At 70.9% G+C, this 19,624-nt stretch carries 12 protein-coding genes; 3 read left to right on the plus strand and 9 right to left on the minus strand.

Going from position 1 to position 19,624, the window contains the following annotated elements; translation table 11 throughout:
• Positions 1 to 66 precede the first annotated feature (66 nt).
• Together R4I43_RS11160 and R4I43_RS11165 are read left to right on the plus strand one after the other, a co-directional pair.
• Complete coding sequence (locus tag R4I43_RS11160; protein WP_456115122.1) at positions 67 to 3,294, plus strand: arabinosyltransferase domain-containing protein; 3,228 nt, start codon at positions 67 to 69, stop codon at positions 3,292 to 3,294.
• A 127-nt stretch (positions 3,295 to 3,421) separates the two neighbouring features.
• A complete protein-coding gene (locus R4I43_RS11165) occupies positions 3,422 to 4,129 on the plus strand; it encodes a helix-turn-helix transcriptional regulator (protein ID WP_324265503.1) in 708 nt (235 codons plus the stop codon).
• Here the strand turns inward: R4I43_RS11165 and R4I43_RS11170 are convergent.
• From R4I43_RS11170 to R4I43_RS11195, 6 genes are all read right to left on the minus strand, one after another.
• A complete protein-coding gene (locus tag R4I43_RS11170) occupies positions 4,111 to 5,019 on the minus strand; it encodes a hypothetical protein (RefSeq protein ID WP_324265504.1) in 909 nt (302 codons plus the stop codon). The genes R4I43_RS11165 and R4I43_RS11170 overlap by 19 nt on opposite strands.
• Positions 5,020 to 5,089: 70 nt before the next feature.
• Positions 5,090 to 8,047, minus strand: a complete 2,958-nt coding sequence (locus R4I43_RS11175; protein WP_324265505.1) for a translation initiation factor IF-2 N-terminal domain-containing protein — start codon at positions 8,045 to 8,047, stop codon at positions 5,090 to 5,092.
• 167 nt (positions 8,048 to 8,214) lie between these two features.
• Positions 8,215 to 9,009 carry a TIGR03936 family radical SAM-associated protein gene (locus R4I43_RS11180; RefSeq protein WP_324265506.1) on the minus strand — a complete coding sequence of 265 codons (795 nt, stop codon included), beginning with the start codon at positions 9,007 to 9,009 and terminating at the stop codon, positions 8,215 to 8,217.
• A gap of 219 nt (positions 9,010 to 9,228) precedes the next feature.
• Entirely contained in the window at positions 9,229 to 11,193 is a 1,965-nt protein-coding gene (locus R4I43_RS11185) for a TIGR03960 family B12-binding radical SAM protein (protein WP_324265507.1), read from the minus strand.
• Positions 11,194 to 11,461: 268 nt separating this feature from the next.
• Entirely contained in the window at positions 11,462 to 11,878 is a 417-nt protein-coding gene (gene ndk / locus R4I43_RS11190) for a nucleoside-diphosphate kinase (protein ID WP_324265508.1), read from the minus strand.
• Between the two features lie 209 nt (positions 11,879 to 12,087).
• A complete protein-coding gene (locus R4I43_RS11195) occupies positions 12,088 to 13,620 on the minus strand; it encodes an alkaline phosphatase D family protein (RefSeq protein ID WP_324265509.1) in 1,533 nt (510 codons plus the stop codon).
• A gap of 165 nt (positions 13,621 to 13,785) precedes the next feature.
• On the opposite strand from R4I43_RS11195, the gene R4I43_RS11200 reads away from it, so the two are divergent.
• Positions 13,786 to 14,886: a zinc-binding dehydrogenase gene (locus tag R4I43_RS11200; protein ID WP_324265510.1), complete on the plus strand. Its 1,101-nt coding sequence runs from the start codon at positions 13,786 to 13,788 to the stop codon at positions 14,884 to 14,886.
• Between the two features lie 104 nt (positions 14,887 to 14,990).
• On the opposite strand, the gene R4I43_RS11205 is transcribed toward R4I43_RS11200, so the two are convergent.
• The 3 genes from R4I43_RS11205 to R4I43_RS11215 form a co-directional block, all read right to left on the minus strand.
• The gene (locus tag R4I43_RS11205) at positions 14,991 to 15,455 is read right to left on the minus strand and encodes a DUF4233 domain-containing protein (protein WP_324265511.1); all 465 of its coding nucleotides are present in this window, start codon (positions 15,453 to 15,455) and stop codon (positions 14,991 to 14,993) included.
• The gene (gene folC, locus R4I43_RS11210) at positions 15,452 to 16,810 is read right to left on the minus strand and encodes a bifunctional tetrahydrofolate synthase/dihydrofolate synthase (protein WP_324265623.1); all 1,359 of its coding nucleotides are present in this window, start codon (positions 16,808 to 16,810) and stop codon (positions 15,452 to 15,454) included. The genes R4I43_RS11205 and folC overlap by 4 nt, the downstream gene beginning before the upstream one ends.
• 137 nt (positions 16,811 to 16,947) lie before the next feature.
• Complete coding sequence (locus R4I43_RS11215) at positions 16,948 to 19,599, minus strand: valine--tRNA ligase (RefSeq protein ID WP_324265512.1); 2,652 nt, start codon at positions 19,597 to 19,599, stop codon at positions 16,948 to 16,950.
• Positions 19,600 to 19,624: the final 25 nt, after the last annotated feature.

The following is a 19,624-nucleotide window of genomic DNA, read 5'->3' on the forward strand; positions in this document are numbered from 1 at the left end:
ACGCATTTGCGAAATAGTCCGGGGGGCGGCAGAACACACCCAGTCATCGGCCGTAGGGTCTCCCCCGTGCAGCAAGAGTCGGCGAAGAAATTGCGGCTGCTCGCCTCGCTCCTCGGGCTGGTCGGCACCGTGTTGGCGCTACTGGTTCCGTTCCTCCCCGTCAACCACAAGGTGGGGACGTTGCGATGGCCGACAGCGGAAGGAACCAGATCGGTTTCGGCCCCACTGGTGACCTACGAACCGGTGTGGCTGGACGCGAAGATCCCGTGCGTCTCCGCGCGGAGCCTCGACGCGCGCACCGAAGGCCCCGGGTTGCTGCTGAGCACCAACTCGCCCGATTCCGACTCCGGTCAGCTCACCGGCCTGGTGATGCAGGTCGACGACGGCCAGGCGCTGCTCTACAACAAGGGCCAGCAGGTCGGCACCACAACGCTGCCCGCCGGTGACTGCACCGTGAAGGTGCGCGCCGACGCCGGGGGCACCACCGCCACGGTCGGCAAGGAGCGCTGGGTCCACCTGACCGGCGACCAGCGCCCGCAGCTGACCGGGATCTACTCGAACCTGGACAACACCCGCGACGACGTGCGCGGACTGGACTTCCAGGCGCGCGTGGACAACCGGTTCAGCTCCTGGGCCACGCCGCTCAAGACGGTCGTCATCGCACTGACCCTGGCCTCGTTCATCGGCTCGGTGCTGTGCCTGCGCCGCTTGGACGCGCTGGCCGGTCGCCGCGCGCCGCGACTGGCGCCGCGCCGCTGGTGGCGGCCGACGCTGCGCGACGCCTCGGTGTTCGCCGCGCTGGGCATCTGGTGGCTGATCGGGGCGATGACCTCCGACGACGGCTACGTGCTGAGCATGGTGCGTTCGGAGCAGAGCGCCGGCTACGTCAGCAACTACTACCGCTGGTTCGCCAACCCGGAATCGCCGTTCGGCTGGTTCTACGAGGTCTACTCGCTGTGGGTGCGGGTCTCGACCGCGACCCCGTGGGTCCGGTTGCCCGCGCTGCTGATGGGCATCATCAGCTGGCTGCTGATCTCCCGCGAAGTCCTGCCCAGGCTGGGGCAGCAGGTGCGGCGCTCCAACGCCGCCGGCTGGGCCGCCGCCGCGGTGTTCCTCGCCTTCTGGCTTCCCTACAACAACGGTCTGCGCGCCGAGCCGGTCGTGGTGCTGTTCTCGCTGCTGGCGCTGTGCGCCGTCGAGCGCGCCGTGGCCACCGAGCGGCTCACGCCCGCCGCGCTGGGCCTGGTCGCCGCCGCGCTGTCGGTCGGCGTCAACCCGCACGGCCTGATCGCCGTGCTGCCCTACGTCGCCGGGTTCAAACCGCTGCACCGGATGGTGCGCAAGCGGGCGCAGGAGTTCGGCTGGCTGCCGGTGCTGGCGCCGCTCGCCGCGTCCGGGCTCGTGATCCTCACGCTGGTGTTCTACGACCAGACGTGGCGCTCGGTGATGGACGCGATGGAGCTCAAGACGACCTTCGGCCCCAACGGGCACTGGTACGAGGAGCTCAGCCGCTACCTGCTGCTGTTCAGCGAGAGCCCGGACGGTTCGCTGAGCCGCCGCTTCCCGGTGCTGCTGGTGATCCTGTGCGTGGCGACCTGCGCGGTCGTGCTGCTGCGCCGCGGCCGGATCCGCGGTGCGGCGCTGGGCCCGAGCCGGCGGCTGCTGGCGGTGGCCGCGATGTCCTTCGCGGTGCTGGCGCTCACGCCCACCAAGCACACCCACCACTTCGGCATCTTCGCCGCGGTCGGTGGCGCGCTGGCGGCGCTCACGGCGCTGGCCACCAGCACCACGGTGCTGCGCTCGCGGCGCAACCGGATGGCGTTCGTGACCGGGCTGCTGGTGATCCTGGCGTTCGCGGCGACCGGCCCGAACGCCTGGTGGTACGTGTCCGGTTGGGGCGTCCCGTGGTTCGACAAGCCGCCGTCGATCAAGGGCTACAAGGCCAGCACGATGATCCTGGTGCTGGCGGCGGTGACGGCCATCATCGCCGTGGTCGAGCACCTGCGGATCGACGAGAACAACCCGAAGGTCGTCGACGAGAGCTGGGAGAGCAAGGAGAAGCGCAACATCGCGTTGCGCTGGGGCACCGCACCGCTGTCGGTCCTGTGCGCGCTGCTGGTGCTCGGCGAGCTCGCCGCGTTCGGCAAGGGCATCGTCGAGCAGGGGTCGAGCTACACGCTGGCCACCGACAACATCAAGCAGCTCACCCAGCAGAGCTGCGGTCTGTCCGACTCGGTCGGGGTGGAGACCAACCCGCGCGAGGGCGTGCTGAAGGCCTCCGCGCAGCAGCCGACGGTGGCCGCCCCCGCCCAGCGACCCGACCTGAAGCTGCCGCCGCAGCGGTTGGCCAACCAGGAGAACGCCCAGCAGTACCTGCAGCCCAAGCAGGTGGGCTTCAACGACCCGGGTGTGCCGCCGTCCGACGAATCCTCGCCGGACGCGCCGAACTGGCGCCCGCCGAACCAGTTTGGCGGCCCGGAGGCACCGGTGTGGGGCAGCTACGACGAAGCCGGTCAGGGCACCGGTGAGCTGCGCACTCCCTGGTACGACATCGCGGAGGAGGCCAAGGCCGGCAAGCTGCCGGTGGCGATCAGCATCGCCGGCGCCGAGACGGGTGCCAACCAGGTCTACTTCGAGCTGGGCAAGGACACGCCGCAGGGCTTCCAGGTGACCAGCCGCTACACGGTCCTGCAGGGTCCGCCGCCGGGCTGGCGCGAGCACCGCTACATGCTCGGCGAGGAGGCCGAGGGCGCCACGAAGCTGCGGATGGTGATCGTCGACCAGTCCCTGGGCCAGACCGGCTGGCTGGCGGTCTCGGCGCCGCGCGTGCCGAAGCTGACGCAGCTCACGCAGTTCGTCGGCGACGACCCGACGTTCGTGGAGTGGCCCGCCGGGCTGGTGCACCCGTGCCTGGAGATCTCCGGGCTGTACAACGGCATCGCCGAGATCCCGAAGTTCCGGGTCAGCGCGGGCGAAGAGGTCCGGGGCATCGGCGAGGGCTGGTCCTCGCCGGATGCCGGCGGGTCGTTCGGCTGGATGACGGTGTCCTCCAGCGTCCGCAACCTGCCGACGTACCTGACCAACGATCCGCAGAAGGACTGGGGCTCGCTGTACCAGGTGCACCCCTACAGCCCGGACGCGCTGCCGGCCTCGAAGGCCCTGGAGCTGCACACCGAGACCCACTCCGGTCTCTGGTCGCCGGGCCCGCTCACCCAGGGCCTGGACCTGCCGGGGGACATGCCCAGCTCCGACGACAGGACGGACATCCCCAACTTCAGCACGGACCAGAACTGACCTGCGGGCCTCACCCGGGCACGGGGTGTCGAAATTCGCGCGAAATTGGAGTCCGAACTCCGGGAGTCGAAATTCGCGCGAAGTTCGAAGGCGCCCCGCTGTCCGGGTGACACCGCATACTTCGGGCATGGGGTACTGGGAGCGCGTTCCCGGGGCGGAGCTCCGGGGGATCGTGTCCTGCGTCTGGGGACACGGGGACGATCTCGCCGGCGGTTCGCAGCTGGTCGTGCCCGACGCGTGCGTGGACCTGATCTGGCGCGCGGGCCGGGTTGAGGCGGTGGGGCCTGACACCCGGGCCTGGGTCTCCGAGCTGGACGCCGGGCAGCCGATCTTCGGGATCCGGGCTGCCCCGGGAATGGCGCGCTCGTTGCTGGGCGTGCCCGCTGGGGAGGTGCGGGACCTCCGTCTGGACGCCGCCGAGCTGTGGGGCGCTGAGATGCGGGACCTAGGCGAGGCGATCGGAGAGCGGCCGGAACTCGCACCGGTGATGCTGGAGGACTTCGCCCGGCGCCGGCTGACCGAGTGGGCACCGGACCCGGCCGTGGCGGCCGCCGTGTCCGCGCTGGACGTGGCGCAGCCGCCTTCGATCTCCGCCCTGGCCCACCGGATCGGGGTGTCCGAGCGGCAGTTGCGGCGGCGGATCGGCGACGCCGTCGGGTACGGGCCGCAGACTCTGGTCGGCGTGCTGCGGTTCCAGCGGACCGCGCGCAGCGGAGGGCGGGAGCCGCTCGCCGACCTCGCCCACCGCTGCGGCTACGCCGACCAAGCCCACCTGACCAGGGAGTTCCGCAAGCTCGCCGGCACGACGCCGAAGCGCTACTTCGCCTCGTCGTAGGCCTTCAGCACCCGCAGCGCGTCGAGCGCCACCCGGGGCCTGCCCTCCAGCGCGGTGCTGGGAGACCACTCCAACCAGTGGATCGGCCAGCCGCCGTCCTCGCGCTGCTGCGCCGCGAGGTGGTCCAGTCCCCGCTCGATCTCGGCATCGGTGAACCACTCCCGCGCCAGGCTCGTCGGGCTCGCCGCGTAGTCGCAGACCCCGGGGATCTCGCCGGGGGCGTAGCCCGGCGCCACCTGGGCCCGCTCCGGGTGCTCCGGGTCGAGCAGCACGTACCCGGCCGCGCGGATCAGCCCCCCGATCCGCTCCGCCGCGTCGCGGGCCCGCCCCCGGTCCGGCACGTGGTCGAGGAACGCGATCGCTGCGATCGCCTCGTACGGGTGCGTCCCGGTCAGCGCGTCGATGTTCTTCCAGCAGAACTCGGTGGCTCCGGCCAGCCACGGGTGCTCGACGCCGTTCTTGTGCAGCACCCCGGCCAGCAGCGCGGTGGACAGCAGCACGCCCTCGGGTTCCTCGGCGACCGGGATCCACGGCGCGTGCGGGTAGTCGCGCAGCCGGACGTCGCCGCCGGGCACGCCGCCGTCCGGGCGGGTGATGGTGGTGAGGTGGTCGCAGATCGCCGGGGCTTCCTCGGCGCAGAGGCCGATCTCGTCCAGGATCACCAGCGCCGTCCAGGTCTGCAGCGGCTGGCTGATCGGCCCGCGCGCATCCGGTTCCAGCCCGTAGCCGTAGCCGCCGTCGGCGCAGCGGTAGGCCTCCAGCGCGGTGCGCACCGGCTCGGCCGTTCCCCCGGTGTGGAGGTGTTCGAAGCGGCGTTGTTCCAGCACCCGAGCCGTGAGCCAGATGAAGCGCTCGGCGTCGGCCAGGCGCTGCGGTGTGCAACGAGTCATGCCGCCGACGCTAGACGGAAATGGCCGACCCGTTCTTGAACGGATCGGCCATTTCCGGTGCTTGCTCGGGTCAGCCCTCGACGGGCGGGCCGGACGGGCGCGAGACCGCGCGGCGACGCACCCGGCGCGCCGGGGCGGCCGGCTCGATGTTGGCCAAGCCGTCCTCGGCCGACTTCGGCTCAGCGGGCTTGGACACCACGAGCGGCTGGGCTGGGGCACCCGCGCTGCCCGCGGACCGGACGGCCTTGCGGCGCGGACGGGCGCCGTTGGCGGACTCCTGCGGCTCCGGCTGCTTCTCGACCGGGGCCTTCGGGGCCTCGCTGACCTGCGGCTTCGCCTCAGCGACCGGCTCGGGCTGCTTGGCGGGCTCGGGCTTGGCCGTCTCTGGCTCGGGCTGCTTGGCGGGCTCGGGCTCGGCGGGCTTGGCCTCGACGGGAGCGGGCTCGGGCTTCGGCTCCGGCTTGCGCTCCTCGACCTTGGGCTCCGCCTTCGGCTCGGGCTTGCTCTCCTGCTTCGGCTCCGGCTTGGAGTCGGCCTTCGCCTCGGCCTTCGGCTCCGCCTTCTGCTCGGCCTTCACCTCGGGAGCCTGCTGCTGCTCGGCGTCCTGCTGCTTGCCGCGGTTGCGGTTGCGCCGGCCACCGCCGCCGTTGCCGCCACCGTTCTGGCCGTTGCCGCCACCGCCGCCGTGCTGGTGGTTGATCGGCTCGGTGGAGACCATCAGCCCGCGCCCGCGGCAGTGCTCGCAGGTGCTGCTGTAGGCCTCCAGCAGGCCGGTGCCGACCCGCTTCCGGGTCATCTGCACCAGGCCCAGCGAGGTCACCTCGGCCACCTGGTGGCGGGTGCGGTCCCGGCCCAGGCACTCGGTGAGGCGGCGCAGCACCAGGTCGCGGTTGGACTCCAGCACCATGTCGATGAAGTCGATGACGATGATGCCGCCGATGTCGCGCAACCGGAGCTGGCGGACGATCTCCTCCGCGGCCTCCAGGTTGTTGCGGGTGACCGTCTCCTCCAGGTTGCCCCCGGAGCCGGTGAACTTGCCGGTGTTGACGTCGATCACCGTCATGGCCTCGGTGCGGTCGATGACCAGGTAACCGCCGGAGGGCAGCCAGACCTTGCGGTCCAGGGCCTTGGCGATCTGCTCGTTGATCCGCTTCTCGTGGAAGACGTCGTTCTTGCCGACGTGCTTCTCCAGCCGCGAGGCCAGGTCGGGCGCCACGTGCTGGACGTAGGCCTCGATGGTCTCCCACGCGTCGTTGCCCTGGACGGTCATCGACGAGAAGTCCTCGGTGAACAGGTCGCGGACGACCTTGATCAGCAGGTCGGGCTCCTCGTAGAGCAGCTGCGGGGCGTTGGCGCCGGGGGTCTCGGCCTTCTCCTTGATGACCTCCCACTGCGCCTGCAGTCGCCGAACGTCGCGGTCGAGGGCTTCCTCGCTGGTGCCCTCGGAGGCGGTGCGGATGATCACGCCGGCGTTCTCCGGCACGATCCTTTTGAGGATCTCCTTGAGCCGCTTGCGCTCGTTGTCGGGCAGCTTGCGGCTGATGCCGGTGGCGCCGCCACCCGGCACGTAGACCAGGAACCGGCCCGGCAGGCTGATCTGGGTGGTCAGGCGCGCGCCCTTGTGACCGACCGGGTCCTTGGTGACCTGCACCAGGACGCTGTCACCGGTCTGCAGGGCCTGCTCGATGCGACGGGCCTTGCCCGCCAGCCCGGCGGCGTCCCAGTCGACCTCACCGGCGTAGAGGACCGCGTTGCGGCCCCGGCCGATGTCGACGAAGGCGGCTTCCATGCTGGGCAGCACGTTCTGCACACGGCCCAGGTAGACGTTGCCGACCAGCGAGCCGGAGCCCGACGAGGTCACGAAGTTCTCGACGAGGACGTTGTCCTCGAGCACCGCGATCTGGGTCTGGTCGCCGTTCTGGCGGACCACCATCTTGCGGTCCACCGACTCGCGGCGGGCCAGGAACTCCGACTCCGAGAGAACCGGTGCGCGGCGGCGACCGGCCTCGCGGCCGTCCCGGCGGCGCTGGCGCTTGGCCTCCAGGCGGGTCGAGCCCTTGACTGCGCGGACCTCGTCGTCGCTGGAGTCCTGCCGCGAGGTGGACTCGGGCGCGGGCTCGCGGACGTGCACGACGGTGTTCGGCGGGTCGTCCTCGCGGGTGCCGCTCTCGTCGTCGGACGAGCCCTTGCGGCGACGGCGGCGACGGCGACGGCGGCTGCCCTCGCCCTGGCCCTCGGCATCACCGGACTGCTCGTCGGAGGACTCCTCCGAGCTCTCACCCGAGGTCTCGGTCTTGGTGGCCTCGGACTGGTTGTCCTCAGCTCCGTCCTCGCCACCGCTGTCGTTGTCGGAGTCGGCGCCACGACCGCGGCCGCGGCCGCGACGGCCGCGACGGCGACGGCGGCGGCTGCCGGAGTCGCTCGAGTCGTCGTCGCCCTCGGCGGACTCGGCCTGCTCCTCGTCGGAGGAGCTGGTCTCGGCCGCTGCGGGTTCCTCGGCGGGCGCGGGTGCCGCTTCGGCCTCGGCCTCGGCCTCGGGCTCGGCCGCCGGGCGCTGCGCCGGCGGCTGCGGGGCCAGGAACATGGCCTCCGGAGCCGCGAACAGCGGCGTCAGGCCACCGGCCGAGGAGTCCTGCGAGTCGGAGGCCGGAGCCGGGGCGAAGTCGGCGGCGGGCACCGCAGCGCTCTGCTCGGTCCCGGCCGGCTCAGCCGTCTCCTCCGGTGCGGGTTCCTCCGACGCGGGGGCGGCCTCGGCCGCTTCCGCGCCGTCGTCGGCGACCATCTCCGGGTTCAGCGCCTGCACGACGCGCAGCGCCACGTCCCGGTTGATGTTCGACTGCGCGCTGCGGACCGGCTCGCCGATCTCGTCGAGCGCCTTGATGACCTCCCGGCTGCTGGCGCCCAGCAGCTTGGCCAGCGCGTGCACCCTGAGCTTCGCGGGCAGCTCGATCGTGCCCTGCTCCTCTTGGGTGGGTGTGGGCGATTGCCCGCTGGCGTTGTTCCCAGCGGGCGTGTCCATGTTCAACATCCAGCTCCTCCGCCCCCGGGCGCGTCCGGGTGGACGCGGCCGCACAGAGGCATGTGCGATCTTTTAGTTTCCGCCGCCCGCGGGCGACGGCAATTCTTCGTGGTCCCTCCGCCCCGGTCCTGCAGGCCGGGAAGCCGTACGGCGGGTCGACGACGTCACGCCGTCCGTCACCCGGCCGCGGGCTCTCCCGCCGGAGTCCGGTCGCCGCCTGAGTCCTGGGCCAACGGGTCGGCTATGCCTCCCCCGTCGTCGAGCCGACCCTGTTCCAGCCGGGTCGCGCTCGCGGCGTCCGACGGTGCCAGACCGGCGACGACACGCAGGGCGCTCAGTACGTCGTCGGGTCGTACGACGGGTGTTGTCTGCCGCACGACCGTTACGAGTATCCCATACGGTGCGGACGCCTCGGGCCAATCGTCCACCCGGGCGGTCGCGTCGCGTTTTTGATCACGCTGCGCAATCGGCCGAGGACCTTCCTGGACCTCGGCGCTGAGCAGCGCGGCACGGGCGTCGATGGTGCGCCTGCCGTCCTTGGTCATGCGCTCGACCAGGGCGGTTTCGGCCGCCATCAGCTGCTCGGCCGCCTGGCGCAGCTCGTCCACTCCGGTGCCGGGCACGTCGATGCGCCACTTGCTGACCTCGAGCCGGTCCGCGAGCGCTCCCGGGCGCGCCTCCACGGCCGTGAGCAGGTCGATCCCGTCCGGCAGGGCAGCGTCCAGCTCGGCGCGCAGCGCCTCGGGCTCGACGCGTTCGACTAACTGCAGCTCGACGTACTCGGCCTCGCTCGACACGCCCGTGGGCACGGCTCCGGCCCAGGACACCTTCGGGTGCGGGCTGAAGCCCTGGGAGTAGGCCATCGGGACGCCGGCCCGGCGCAGCGCGCGCTCGAAGGTGCGCGCCACGTCGCGGTGCGAGGTGAACCGCAGCCTGCCCCGTTTGGCGTAGCGCAGGCGCAGCTTCTGCACCGGCGGCGCCGAAGGATTGGGGTGATCTCGCCGACTCAGAATGCCTCCCCGACCATGATCGTCACCGCCGGTCCCCCAGGACCGCTCACGACGACGATGCTTGCTTGCTCAACCGCGCGGTGACAACACCTCGCGGGAAGTCTCCGACCCAGACCGTACCCGGCCGACGGTTTCCCGCACGTTCGTGCGCCACCGTGCGGCCGTGCGCGAACGTGCAGGTCAGCCGTTGGTGAACGCGGGATTCTGCACCGGCGAGCCCTGTCCGACCGGCGAGATCGGCAGCAGTTTTCGCCCGGTCGGGCCGACCTCGATGTCGGTGCCCATCGTCGGGCACACGCCGCAGTCGAAGCACGGCGTCCACCGGCAGTCGTCCTGCTCGCGGGCGTCGAGGGCGTCCTGCCAGTCCGCCCACAGCCACTCCTTGTCCAGCCCGGAGTCCAGGTGGTCCCAGGGCAGGATCTCGCCCTCGGTGCGCTCGCGGGTGGTGAACCAGGCCAGGTCCACGCCCAGCTCGGCGAGCTCGGACTCAGCGCAGTCAACCCAGCGCTCGTAGGAGAAGTGCTCGTTCCAGCCGTCGAACCGGCCGCCCTCGCGCCACACCCGCTCGACGACCCGGCCCAGCCGGCGGTCGCCGCGCGAGAGCAGGCCTTCGATCAGCGAGGGCTTGCCGTCGTGGTAGCGCATGCCGATGTTGCGGCCCAGCGAGCGATCCGTGTTGATCGCCTCGCGGAGCTTGCGCAGCCGGTCGTCGATGGTGTCGGGATCGGTCTGCGAGGCCCACTGGAACGGGGTGTGCGGTTTGGGCACGAACCCGCCGATGGAGATCGTGCACCGGATGTCCTTGCGGCCCGACGCCTCGCGACCTGCGCGGATGACCTCCTTGGCCATCTCGGCGATCTGCAGGACGTCGGAGTCCTCCTCGGTGGGCAGGCCGCACATGAAGTACAGCTTGACCTGCCGCCAGCCGTTGGCGAAGGCCGCCGAGACGGTGCGGATCAGGTCTTCCTCGGAGACCATCTTGTTGATCACCCGGCGGATCCGCTCGCTGCCGCCCTCGGGCGCGAAGGTCAGCCCGGAACGGCGGCCGTTGCGGGACAGCTCGTTGGCCAGGTCGATGTTGAACGCGTCGACTCGGGTCGACGGCAGCGACAGGCCGGTGTTGGTGCCCTCGTAGCGGTCGGCGAGGCCCTTGGTGACCTCGGCGATCTCGGAGTGGTCGGCGGAGGACAGCGACAGCAGCCCGACCTCCTCGAACCCGGTGTTCTCCAGACCGCGCTGGACCATCTCGCCGATGCCCTCGATGGAGCGCTCCCGCACCGGACGGGTGATCATCCCGGCCTGGCAGAAGCGGCAGCCGCGGGTGCAGCCGCGGAAGATCTCCACGCTCATCCGCTCGTGCACGCTCTCGGCGAGCGGGACCAGCGGCTGCTTCGGGTACGGCCAGTCGTCGAGCTCCATCGTGGTGCGCTTGAACACCCGGTACGGGGCGCGCTCCTGGTTGGGCACGACCTCGGAGATCGCGCCGTCCTCGCCGTAGGAGACGTCGTAGAACTTGGGGACGTAGACGCCGCCGGACTCGGCCAGCCGCAGCAGCAGCTCGTCGCGGCCACCCGGGCAGCCCTCGTCCTTCCAGCGCCGGATGGCCTCGGTGATCTCCAGGACGGCTTCCTCGCCGTCACCCAGCACGGCCGCGTCGAGGAAGTCGGCGATCGGCTCCGGGTTGAACGCGGCGTGCCCGCCGGCCAGCACGATCGGGTGGTCGTCGGTGCGGTCCACCGCGTGCAGCGGGATGCCCGCCAGGTCCAGCGCGCTGAGCAAGTTGGTGTAGCCGAGCTCGGTGGCGAAGCTGACGCCGAGGACGTCGAAGGCGCCCACCGGCCGGTGCGCGTCCACGGTGAACTGCGGGATGCCGTGCTCGCGCATCAGCTCTTCGAGGTCCGGCCACACCGCGTAGGTGCGCTCGGCGAGCACGTCGTCCTGCTCGTTGAGGACCTCGTAGAGGATCTGAATGCCCTGGTTGGGCAGCCCGACCTCGTAGGCGTCGGGATACATCAGGCACCACCGCACGGTGGTGTCCTCCCACGCCTTCACGGTCGAGTTGAGCTCGCCGCCCACGTACTGCACGGGCTTGGAAACCCGCGGCAGCAAGGGCTCCAACCTGTCGAAAACGGACTCCACAGCCACGCGACCAGGGTAGAGGTCCCCCGACCGAGCGCCGAGCGGGGGCGATTTCCAGCCGGGTCGCGGTTCGGAAGCACCCCCGCGAGCGGCGCAGCCGCGAGGTGTGAAACCCACCCTCGCAGCCTGCACCGCCGCGGGTTCTGACACGTCGTCTGGCGAGTACGCCGCGACGCCGCGCATCGACATACTCAAGGAGTGGCGCACGGAGTCCAGACGGCGTGTCAGGTTCCGCTACCCGCACCGCCAAGCAAGGCGACCACGGATACCAGTGTCAGGCGCTCAGGTCGGGGAACCAGAGCTTGAGTTCGCGGGCCGCCGACTCCGGGGAGTCCGAGCCGTGGACCAGGTTGTACTGGACCTCCAGGCCGAAGTCGCCGCGGATGGAGCCCGGGGCGGCCTTCTCGACCGGGTCGGTACCGCCGGCCAGCTGGCGGAAGGCCGCGATGGCCTTCGGGCCCTCGACGCAGGCCGCCACGACCGGACCACCGGTGATGAACTCGATCAGGCTCTCGAAGAACGGCTTGCCGTCGTGCTCGGCGTAGTGCTGCTCGGCGAGCTGGCGGTCGACGTTCTTGAGCTCCAGCGCGACCAGCTTCAGGCCCTTGCGCTCGATCCGGCTGATGACCTCGCCGACGAGGCCCCGCTCGACGCCGTCGGGCTTGACCAGCACCAGAGTGCGCTCGCTCACGTTCTCTCTCCTCACGTCACGGTTGCGCCAGGCGCGAAGACCCAGCGCCCGAATTGACCGCAAGCGTATCGACGCAGGTGAACCCGCTACTCCCCGGGCCCGAATCGATCACGCCTCCGCGGCGGTCACACGATTCCAATGGAAATCAGGTCCCCGACCTTCCACTGAAATCAGGTCCCCGACTTCCATTGAAATCGGGTGGGTGGGCCTCAGCGCCGGGGGTCGAGGGTCTTGGCCCAGAGGGAGGTGCCCTGCTGGTCGCGGATGTCGACGGTGAGCTGGCCGGTCTCGCCGTCGATGTTGACCTCGCCGAAGTGCTGGAAGCCCTCCAGCGGCGACGCTCCCTGGCGAGTCGGCGCGCTGACGAAGGCGACCTCCGGGCCGAAGGTCGGGTCCATCTCGCTGGGGCCGAAGGCACCGGCGTGCAGCGGTCCGGAGACGAACTCCCAGAACTCGTCGAAGCCGCTGAACGCGGCGCGCTCCGGCGAGTAGTTGATCGCCGCCGAGTAGTGCACGTCGGCGGTCATCCAGACGACGTTGCGCACCTGGCGGCGGCTGATCTCCTGCAGCACCCGGGCCAGTTCCGACTCACGGCCGTTGGGCGCGCCCGGCAGGCCGTTGGCGACGGCCTCGATGTTGTCCCCGTCGGGGACGATGATGCCGATCGGCATGTCCGAGGCGATGACCTTCCAGGTCGCGCGGGACTTCGTCAGCTCCTCGACCAGCCAGCGGGCCTGCGCGTCGCCGAGGACGCGCTCCGGCGCGGTGCCCGGCGAGTTCGGGTCCCGGTAGCTGCGCATGTCCAGGACGAACACGTCCAGCAGCGGGCCGTGCGAGACCTTCCGGTACACGCGGCCGTCGACGGCGTCGGTCTTGCGGACCGGCTGCCACTCGTGGAACGCCTGGAACGCGCGCTGGGCCAGCACGTCCACGCGCTTCTCGGTGTAGGCGTCGTTGTCCAGGACCTCGCCCGGGTACCAGTTGTTGGTGACCTCGTGGTCGTCCCACTGGACCAGCTGCGGCACGTTCGCGGCGAAGGCGCGCACGTTCTCGTCGAGCAGGTTGTAGGCGAACTGCCCCCGGTACTCGGCGAGGGTTTCGGCGACCTTGGACTTCTCCGGGGTGACGACGTTGCGCCAGACCCGGCCGTCGGGCAGCGTCACCGACTCCTTCAGCGGACCGTCGGCGTAGACCGTGTCACCGCTGTGCAGGAAGAAGTCCGGCTCGCGCTCGGCCATCGCGCGGTAGATCGTCATGCCGCCGATGTCGGGGTTGATGCCCCAGCCCTGGCCGACGACGTCTCCCGACCACAGGAACCGCACGTCGCCGCGATCCTGCCGCACCGTCCGGAAGCTGCCGGTCAGGTTCTCGCTTGCCACCCGGCCGTCGAGGTCCTCGGCGGTGACCCGGTAGTGCACCTCGCGGCCCGCCGGGAGCCCGGAAAGCAGCAGCTCACCGGTGCCGTCGGTGTCCGGGGTCAGCTCCGGGCCGGGGATGCGCAGCGCGTCGCGGAAGTCCGGGCGGCCGGAGATCTCGACGAACATCCGGGACGGGCGGTCGGCGCGGGTCCACACCACCGCTCCGTCCGGGCGCGGGTCGCCCAGCTGCACTCCGTGGGTCAGCACGGGACGGCCGGAGCGCGCGAACGCGGTGCCCGGCAGCAGTGCGCCGGCGGTGAGCAGGCCGGCACCGGTGGCGCCGCGGCGCAGCAGCTCGCGGCGAGTCAGGTTCTCGGGGGTCATGAACCCGGTTGTATTCCGGCGAGACCGCGCGGCGCTCACCACAGGTGAACGGGCAGGTGAAACTTCGGTGTTCAAACGCCCCACCCGCGCGGGCCCTGGTGCGAGCCCGGCCGGAGCGCTAGCTTCACGGCCGAACCGACTGGCCGGTCTGACGAGGAGGTCATGATGCGCGCCGCCGTGCACACCGCCGCCAACGAACCGCTGCGGATCGAGCAGCTGGACGATCCGACGCCGAAGGCCGGTGAGGTCGCCATCGACGTGCGCTCCTGCGGCGCCTGCCACAGCGACCTGCACGTGATCAAGTGCGAGCTGCCGTTCCCGACCCCGGCCGTGCTCGGTCACGAGGTCGCCGGGGTGGTCTCCGAGCTCGGTCCCGGCGTCAGCGGGCTGTCGGTGGGCGACCCGGTCGTGACCAGCTTCATCATGCCGTGCGGCCAGTGCTGGCAGTGCTCGCGCGGCAACGAGGAGATCTGCGAGCGGTTCTTCCGGTTCAACCGCGCCCAGGGCAAGCTCTACGACGACGACACGCGACTGCACCGGCCCGGCGGCGAGCCGGTCTGGATGTACTCCCAGGGCGGCATGGCCGAGCGCTGCGTGACCCCGGTGACCTCGGTGTACCGGGTTCCCGACGGGGTCGAGCTCGCCGACGTCGCCTCGGTCGGGTGCTCGACGATGACGGCCTACGGCGCGCTGCGGCACGCGGCGAACGTGCAGGTCGGCGACACCGTGGCGGTGGTCGCGGCGGGCGGCGTCGGCTCGGCGCTGATCCAGCTGGCGGCGGTGTTCGGCGCGTCGATGATCATCGCGGTGGACATCAACGAGGACAAGCTCGCGGGCGCCCGCGAGCTCGGCGCCACGCACGTGGTGAACTCGTCCGAAGTGGACGCTCCCGCGGTGATCCGCGAGCTGACCGGCGGACGCGGCGTGGACGTCGCCTTCGAGGCGCTGGGCGCGGTTCCGACGTTCAACGTCGCCCGGGACTCGGTCGTCGAGGGCGGTCAAGTCGTGGTCGTCGGGATCGCGGCCAAGGGCACGACCGGCGAGTTCGACCTCGCCACCATCGCCCGCCGCAAGCTGCAGATCAAGGGCTCCTACGGCGCCAAGCCCCGCCGCGACATGCCGGTCCTGCTCGACCTGGTGGCCCGCGGCCACCTCCGCCCGCAGGACGCGATCAGCCGCCGCTACCCGTTCGAGAAGGTCCAGGACGCCTTCGACGCCCTCAACCGGGGCGAGATCCTCGGCCGAGCCGTCGTCGACCTCACCTGACCGGCTGGCGAAATTCGAATTTCGCGCGAAATTCGAGCTCCGCGAGGCGCGGTCGAACTTCGCGCGAAATTCGAACCCACCCTGCGTTTCCGCAGGTGGGAGGGTCAGTCCGTGCCCTCCGGGTAGCCCGGGGGGTGGCCGAGCTGGTCGTAGAGCTGGCCCTCGCGCATGCGCTTGGCGATGTCCTTGCGCAGGTGCAGGATGTAGGCCCAGATCAGCGCGAAGATCACGCCCATGATGCCGATCGACGGGTGGATGAACGCGCAGAGGATCATCGCCGCCTGCAGGGCGAGGGCGAAGCCCAAGCCCCAGGGCCGGCGTTGCACGAAGGCCGCCGCCAGCATCAGCACCGACAGCACGATGACGATCACGAAGCCGGCGCTGGAGACCCCGCCGCCGAACTTCCACACCACCGGCAGCGCCAGCAGGAACGTGATGAACTCCAGCGCCAGGGTGGCCGCCATGATGCCGCGCAGACCCTTCCACGGGTCGCGCACGCCCTCCGGCGCCTCCGGCAGGCCCTTCTCGGGCTGGGACTCCTCGGCCACGACCGCTCCCGTCTCGCTCACGCGGGCTCCTTGCCGAACAGGGCGCGGGCCTCACCCGCGGTCACCACGGACCCGGTGATCACCACGCCACCGCCGGACACCGACTCACCGGGGTCGTCGGTCTCCTCGGCGAGCTGGATCGCCTGCTCCACGGCGTTGTCCAACCGGGGCTCGACCATGATCCGGTCCTGCCCGAAGATGTCCAGCGCGATCCCGGCCAGCTCGTCGGGATCCAGCGAGCGCGCCGAGGAGTTGCGGGTCAGCACCAGCTCCTCCACCACCGGCTCCAGCTCCGACAGGATGCCGCGCGCGTCCTTGTCCCCCAGCACGCCGACCACCGCGACCAGCTTGCGGAAGGAGAATTCCGAGCTGAGCGCGTCGGCCAGCGCCCGGGCACCGTGCGGGTTGTGGGCAGCGTCGACCAGCACCGTCGGTGCCGCGCGCACGCGCTCCAGCCTGCCGGGCACGATGACCGAGGCGAACCCGGCCCGGATCCGGTCGACGTCGAGCTGGCGCTGCGCGCCCGCGCCGAAGAACGCCTCGACGGCGGCCAGCGCGAGAGCGGCGTTGCGCGCCTGGTGCTCGCCGTGCAGCGGCAGGAAGATCTCGTCGTAGACCCCGCCGAGGCCCTGCAGCTTCAGCAGCTGGCCGCCGACCGCGACGGTCCGCTCCAGCACGCCGAACTCCTGGCCTTCGCGCGCCACGGTCGCGTCCACTTCGGCGATCCGGTTCATGATCACCTGCTGCGCCTCGGCGGGCTGGGAGGCCATGACCACCACGGAGTCCGGCTTGATGATCCCGGCCTTCTCCCGGGCGATCCCGGCGAGGTCGGTGCCTAGGTACTCGGCGTGGTCGAGCGCGACCGGGCAGATCACCGCGACGTTGGCGTCGGCGACGTTGGTGGCGTCCCAGCTGCCGCCGAGACCGACCTCGACGACGCCGACGTCCACCGGTGCTTCCGCGAACGCCGCGAAGGCCATGCCGGTGAGCACCTCGAACTTGCTCATCTTCACGTCGTTGCGGGAGTCCACGATGGACACGTAGGGCGCGACGTCGCGGTAGGCCTCGACGTAGCCCTCCGGGCTGATCGGGCCGCCGTCGACACCGATGCGCTCGGTGGCCAGCTGGAGGTGCGGGCTGGTGTAGCGGCCGGTGCGCAGTTCGAGCCCGGTCAGCAGGGCGTCGACGATGCGCGTCGTGGACGACTTCCCGTTGGTGCCCGCGATGTGCACGATCGGGTAGCCGCGCTGCGGCTCGGCGAGCAGGTCGGTGAGCGCCCGGATGCGGTCCAGCGACGGCTCGATCTTGGTCTCCGGCCAGCGTTCGTTGAGCTCGGCCTCCACCACGCGCAGCTCGTGCAACGCGGCGGGATCCATGCCGGTCAAGTGCCCACTCCCCTAGCGACGACGGAAATGCCGAGGTTGAAGTCTACGTCTCCCCAGGTGGGCAGCGGCCCAGGCCCGCTCGACGCGACGAGGGGCCCTCCGGGGAGGGCCCCTCGTCGGAGATCGCGTCAGCCCTGCGGGAGGGCTTCCAGGCGCGCGGTGATGCGGGCGATGTCGGCCTCCGCGGTCTCCCGACGAGCCTTGATCTTGTCCACCACCTCGGCCGGGGCCTTGGCGAGGAACGACTCGTTGCCGAGCTTCTTGTCGGCGCCGGTGAGCTCCTTCTCGGCCGCGGCGAGGTCCTTGGCCAGGCGCTTGCGCTCGGCCTCGACGTCGATCGCGCCCGACAGGTCGAGCTCCACGGTCACCGTGCCCTCGGCCAGGCCGACCTCGATGGAGGCCGACGAGGTGAAGCCGTCCTCCGGCTCGGTGACCTTGGCCAGCGAGCGCACCGCGGGGACGTGCTCGGCCAGGCCCAGCTCCTCGACCCCGCTGAGCCGCGCCGCGACCTTCTGGCCGGGCTTGAGGCCCTGGTCGGAGCGGAACCGGCGGATCTCGGTGATCAGCTTCTGGGTCGCCGCGATCCGCTCGGCCGCGCCGCTGTCGGCCTCCGCGCCGGTGGGCTTCGGCCAGTCGGCGATCACCACGGACTCGCGGCCGGTCAGCGCCGTCCACAGGGTCTCGGTGAGGAACGGGATGGTCGGGTGCAGCAGCCGCAGCAGCGTGTCGAGCACCTGGCCCAGCACCTGCCGGGTCAGCTCGGCGCGCTCCTCGGTGCCGTCGAACTGGACCTTGGACAGCTCCAAGTACCAGTCGCAGAACTCGTCCCACGTGAAGTGGTAGAGCGCCTCGGTGGCCTTGGCGAACTGGTAGTCCTCCAGCATCTCGTCCACGAACGACACCAGCGCGTCGGCGCGGTCGAGGATCCACCGGTCGGCGTCGGTCAGCGCCGCGCGGTCCAGCTCCGACGACGGCACGCGGGCGCCGTTCATCAGCGCGAACTTGGTGGCGTTGAACAGCTTCGTGCCGAAGCTGCGCGACGCCGAGACCCACTCCTCGCTGATCGGCGAATCGGTGCCCGGGTTCGCGCCGCGCGCCAGCGTGAACCGCAGCGCGTCGGTGCCGTAGGTGTCCATCCACTCGATCGGATCGACGGTGTTGCCCGCGGACTTCGACATCTTCTTGCCGTGCGCGTCGCGGACCATGCCGTGCAGCGCGATGGTCTTGAACGGGATGGCCTCGGCCGGGTCCCGGTCCTTCATCGCGTACAGGCCCATCATCATCATCCGGACGACCCAGAAGAAGAGGATGTCGTAGCCGGTGACCAGCACGGACGTCGGGTAGAACTTCGCCAGGTCCGGGGTCTCGTCCGGCCAGCCCATCGTGGAGAACGGCCACAGGCCCGAGGAGAACCAGGTGTCGAGGACGTCCTCGTCCTGGTGCCAGCCATCGCCCGACGGCGGCTCCTCGTCCGGTCCGACGCACACGACCTCGCCGTTGGGGCCGTACCAGATCGGGATCCGGTGGCCCCACCACAGCTGCCGCGAGATGGCCCAGTCGTGCAGGTTGTCGACCCAGTCGAAGTAGCGCTTGGCCATCTCCGGCGGGTGCACGGCGACCCGGCCGTCGCGGACGGCGTCACCGGCGGCCTGGGCCAGCGGGCCGACCTTGACGAACCACTGCAGCGACAGCCGCGGCTCGATCGGCTCCTTGGAGCGCGAGCTGTGGCCGACGCTGTGCAGGTAGGGCCGCTTCTCGGCGACGATGCGGTCCTGCTCGCGCAGCGCCTCGCGCACCGCCACCCGGGCCTCGAAGCGGTCCATGCCGTCGAAGCGGGTGCCGGTGTGGGCGATGCGGCCCTGCTCGTCCATGATCGTCAGCATCGGCAGGTCGTGCCGCTTGCCGATCTCGAAGTCGTTCGCGTCGTGCGCCGGGGTCACCTTGACCGCGCCGGTGCCGAACTCGGGGTCGACGTGCTCGTCCGGCACGATCGGGATCTTGCGGCCGGTCAGCGGCAGCTCGATCTCGGTGCCGACCATGTGCTCGTAGCGCTCGTCATCGGGGTGCACCGCGATGGCGGTGTCACCGAGCATCGTCTCGACGCGCGTGGTCGCCACCACGATCGAGGCGTCGCCGTCGCCGTAGCGCATGGAGACGAGCTCGCCCTCGACCTCCTTGTGCTCCACCTCGATGTCGGAGATCGCGGTGCGCATCTCCGGCGACCAGTTGACCAGGCGCTCGGCGCGGTAGATCAGGCCGTCGTCGTAGAGGTTCTTGAAGATCGTCTGGACGGCGCGGGACAGCCCGTCGTCCATCGTGAAGCGCTCGCGGGACCAGTCGACGCTGTCGCCGAGGCGACGCATCTGCGACAGGATCGCCCCGCCGTGCTTCTCCTTCCACTGCCAGACGCGCTCCAGGAACTTCTCGCGGCCCAGCTCGCGGTGGTCGATGCCCTCCTCGCGCAACTGCTTCTCGACCAGCGCCTGCACGGCGATGCTGGCGTGGTCCATGCCCGGCAGCCACAGCGCCTCGTAGCCCTGCATCCGGCGGCGCCGGGTGAGGACGTCCATCAAGGTGTGCTCGAAGGCGTGGCCGATGTGCAGGCTGCCGGTGACGTTCGGCGGCGGGATGACGATCGAGAACGGCGGCTTGTCGCTGTTCGCGTCGGCGGTGAAGTACTCGGCGGCTACCCAGCGCTCGTACAGCTCGGCCTCTACGTCGGCCGGGTTCCAGGTCGACGGGAGTTCACGGTTGGCTGCGGCTGCGTGGGTCTGTGTCACGCGTCGGATTCTACGAGTGGCCGAA

It is taken from the genome of Saccharopolyspora mangrovi (assembly GCF_035320975.1).
Lineage (GTDB): Bacteria > Actinomycetota > Actinomycetes > Mycobacteriales > Pseudonocardiaceae > Saccharopolyspora > Saccharopolyspora mangrovi.

Excerpts from the sequence above, each read along its gene's own strand:
- folC (WP_324265623.1), bottom strand. The coding sequence starts at position 16,810 with ATGGATCCCGCCGCGTTGCACGAGCTGCGCGTGGTGGAGGCCGAGCTC.
- R4I43_RS11170 (WP_324265504.1), bottom strand. The coding sequence starts at position 5,019 with ATGACTCGTTGCACACCGCAGCGCCTGGCCGACGCCGAGCGCTTCATC.
- R4I43_RS11200 (WP_324265510.1), top strand. The coding sequence starts at position 13,786 with ATGCGCGCCGCCGTGCACACCGCCGCCAACGAACCGCTGCGGATCGAG.
- R4I43_RS11175 (WP_324265505.1), bottom strand. The coding sequence starts at position 8,047 with ATGTTGAACATGGACACGCCCGCTGGGAACAACGCCAGCGGGCAATCG.
- R4I43_RS11195 (WP_324265509.1), bottom strand. The coding sequence starts at position 13,620 with ATGACCCCCGAGAACCTGACTCGCCGCGAGCTGCTGCGCCGCGGCGCC.
- R4I43_RS11165 (WP_324265503.1), top strand. The coding sequence starts at position 3,422 with ATGGGGTACTGGGAGCGCGTTCCCGGGGCGGAGCTCCGGGGGATCGTG.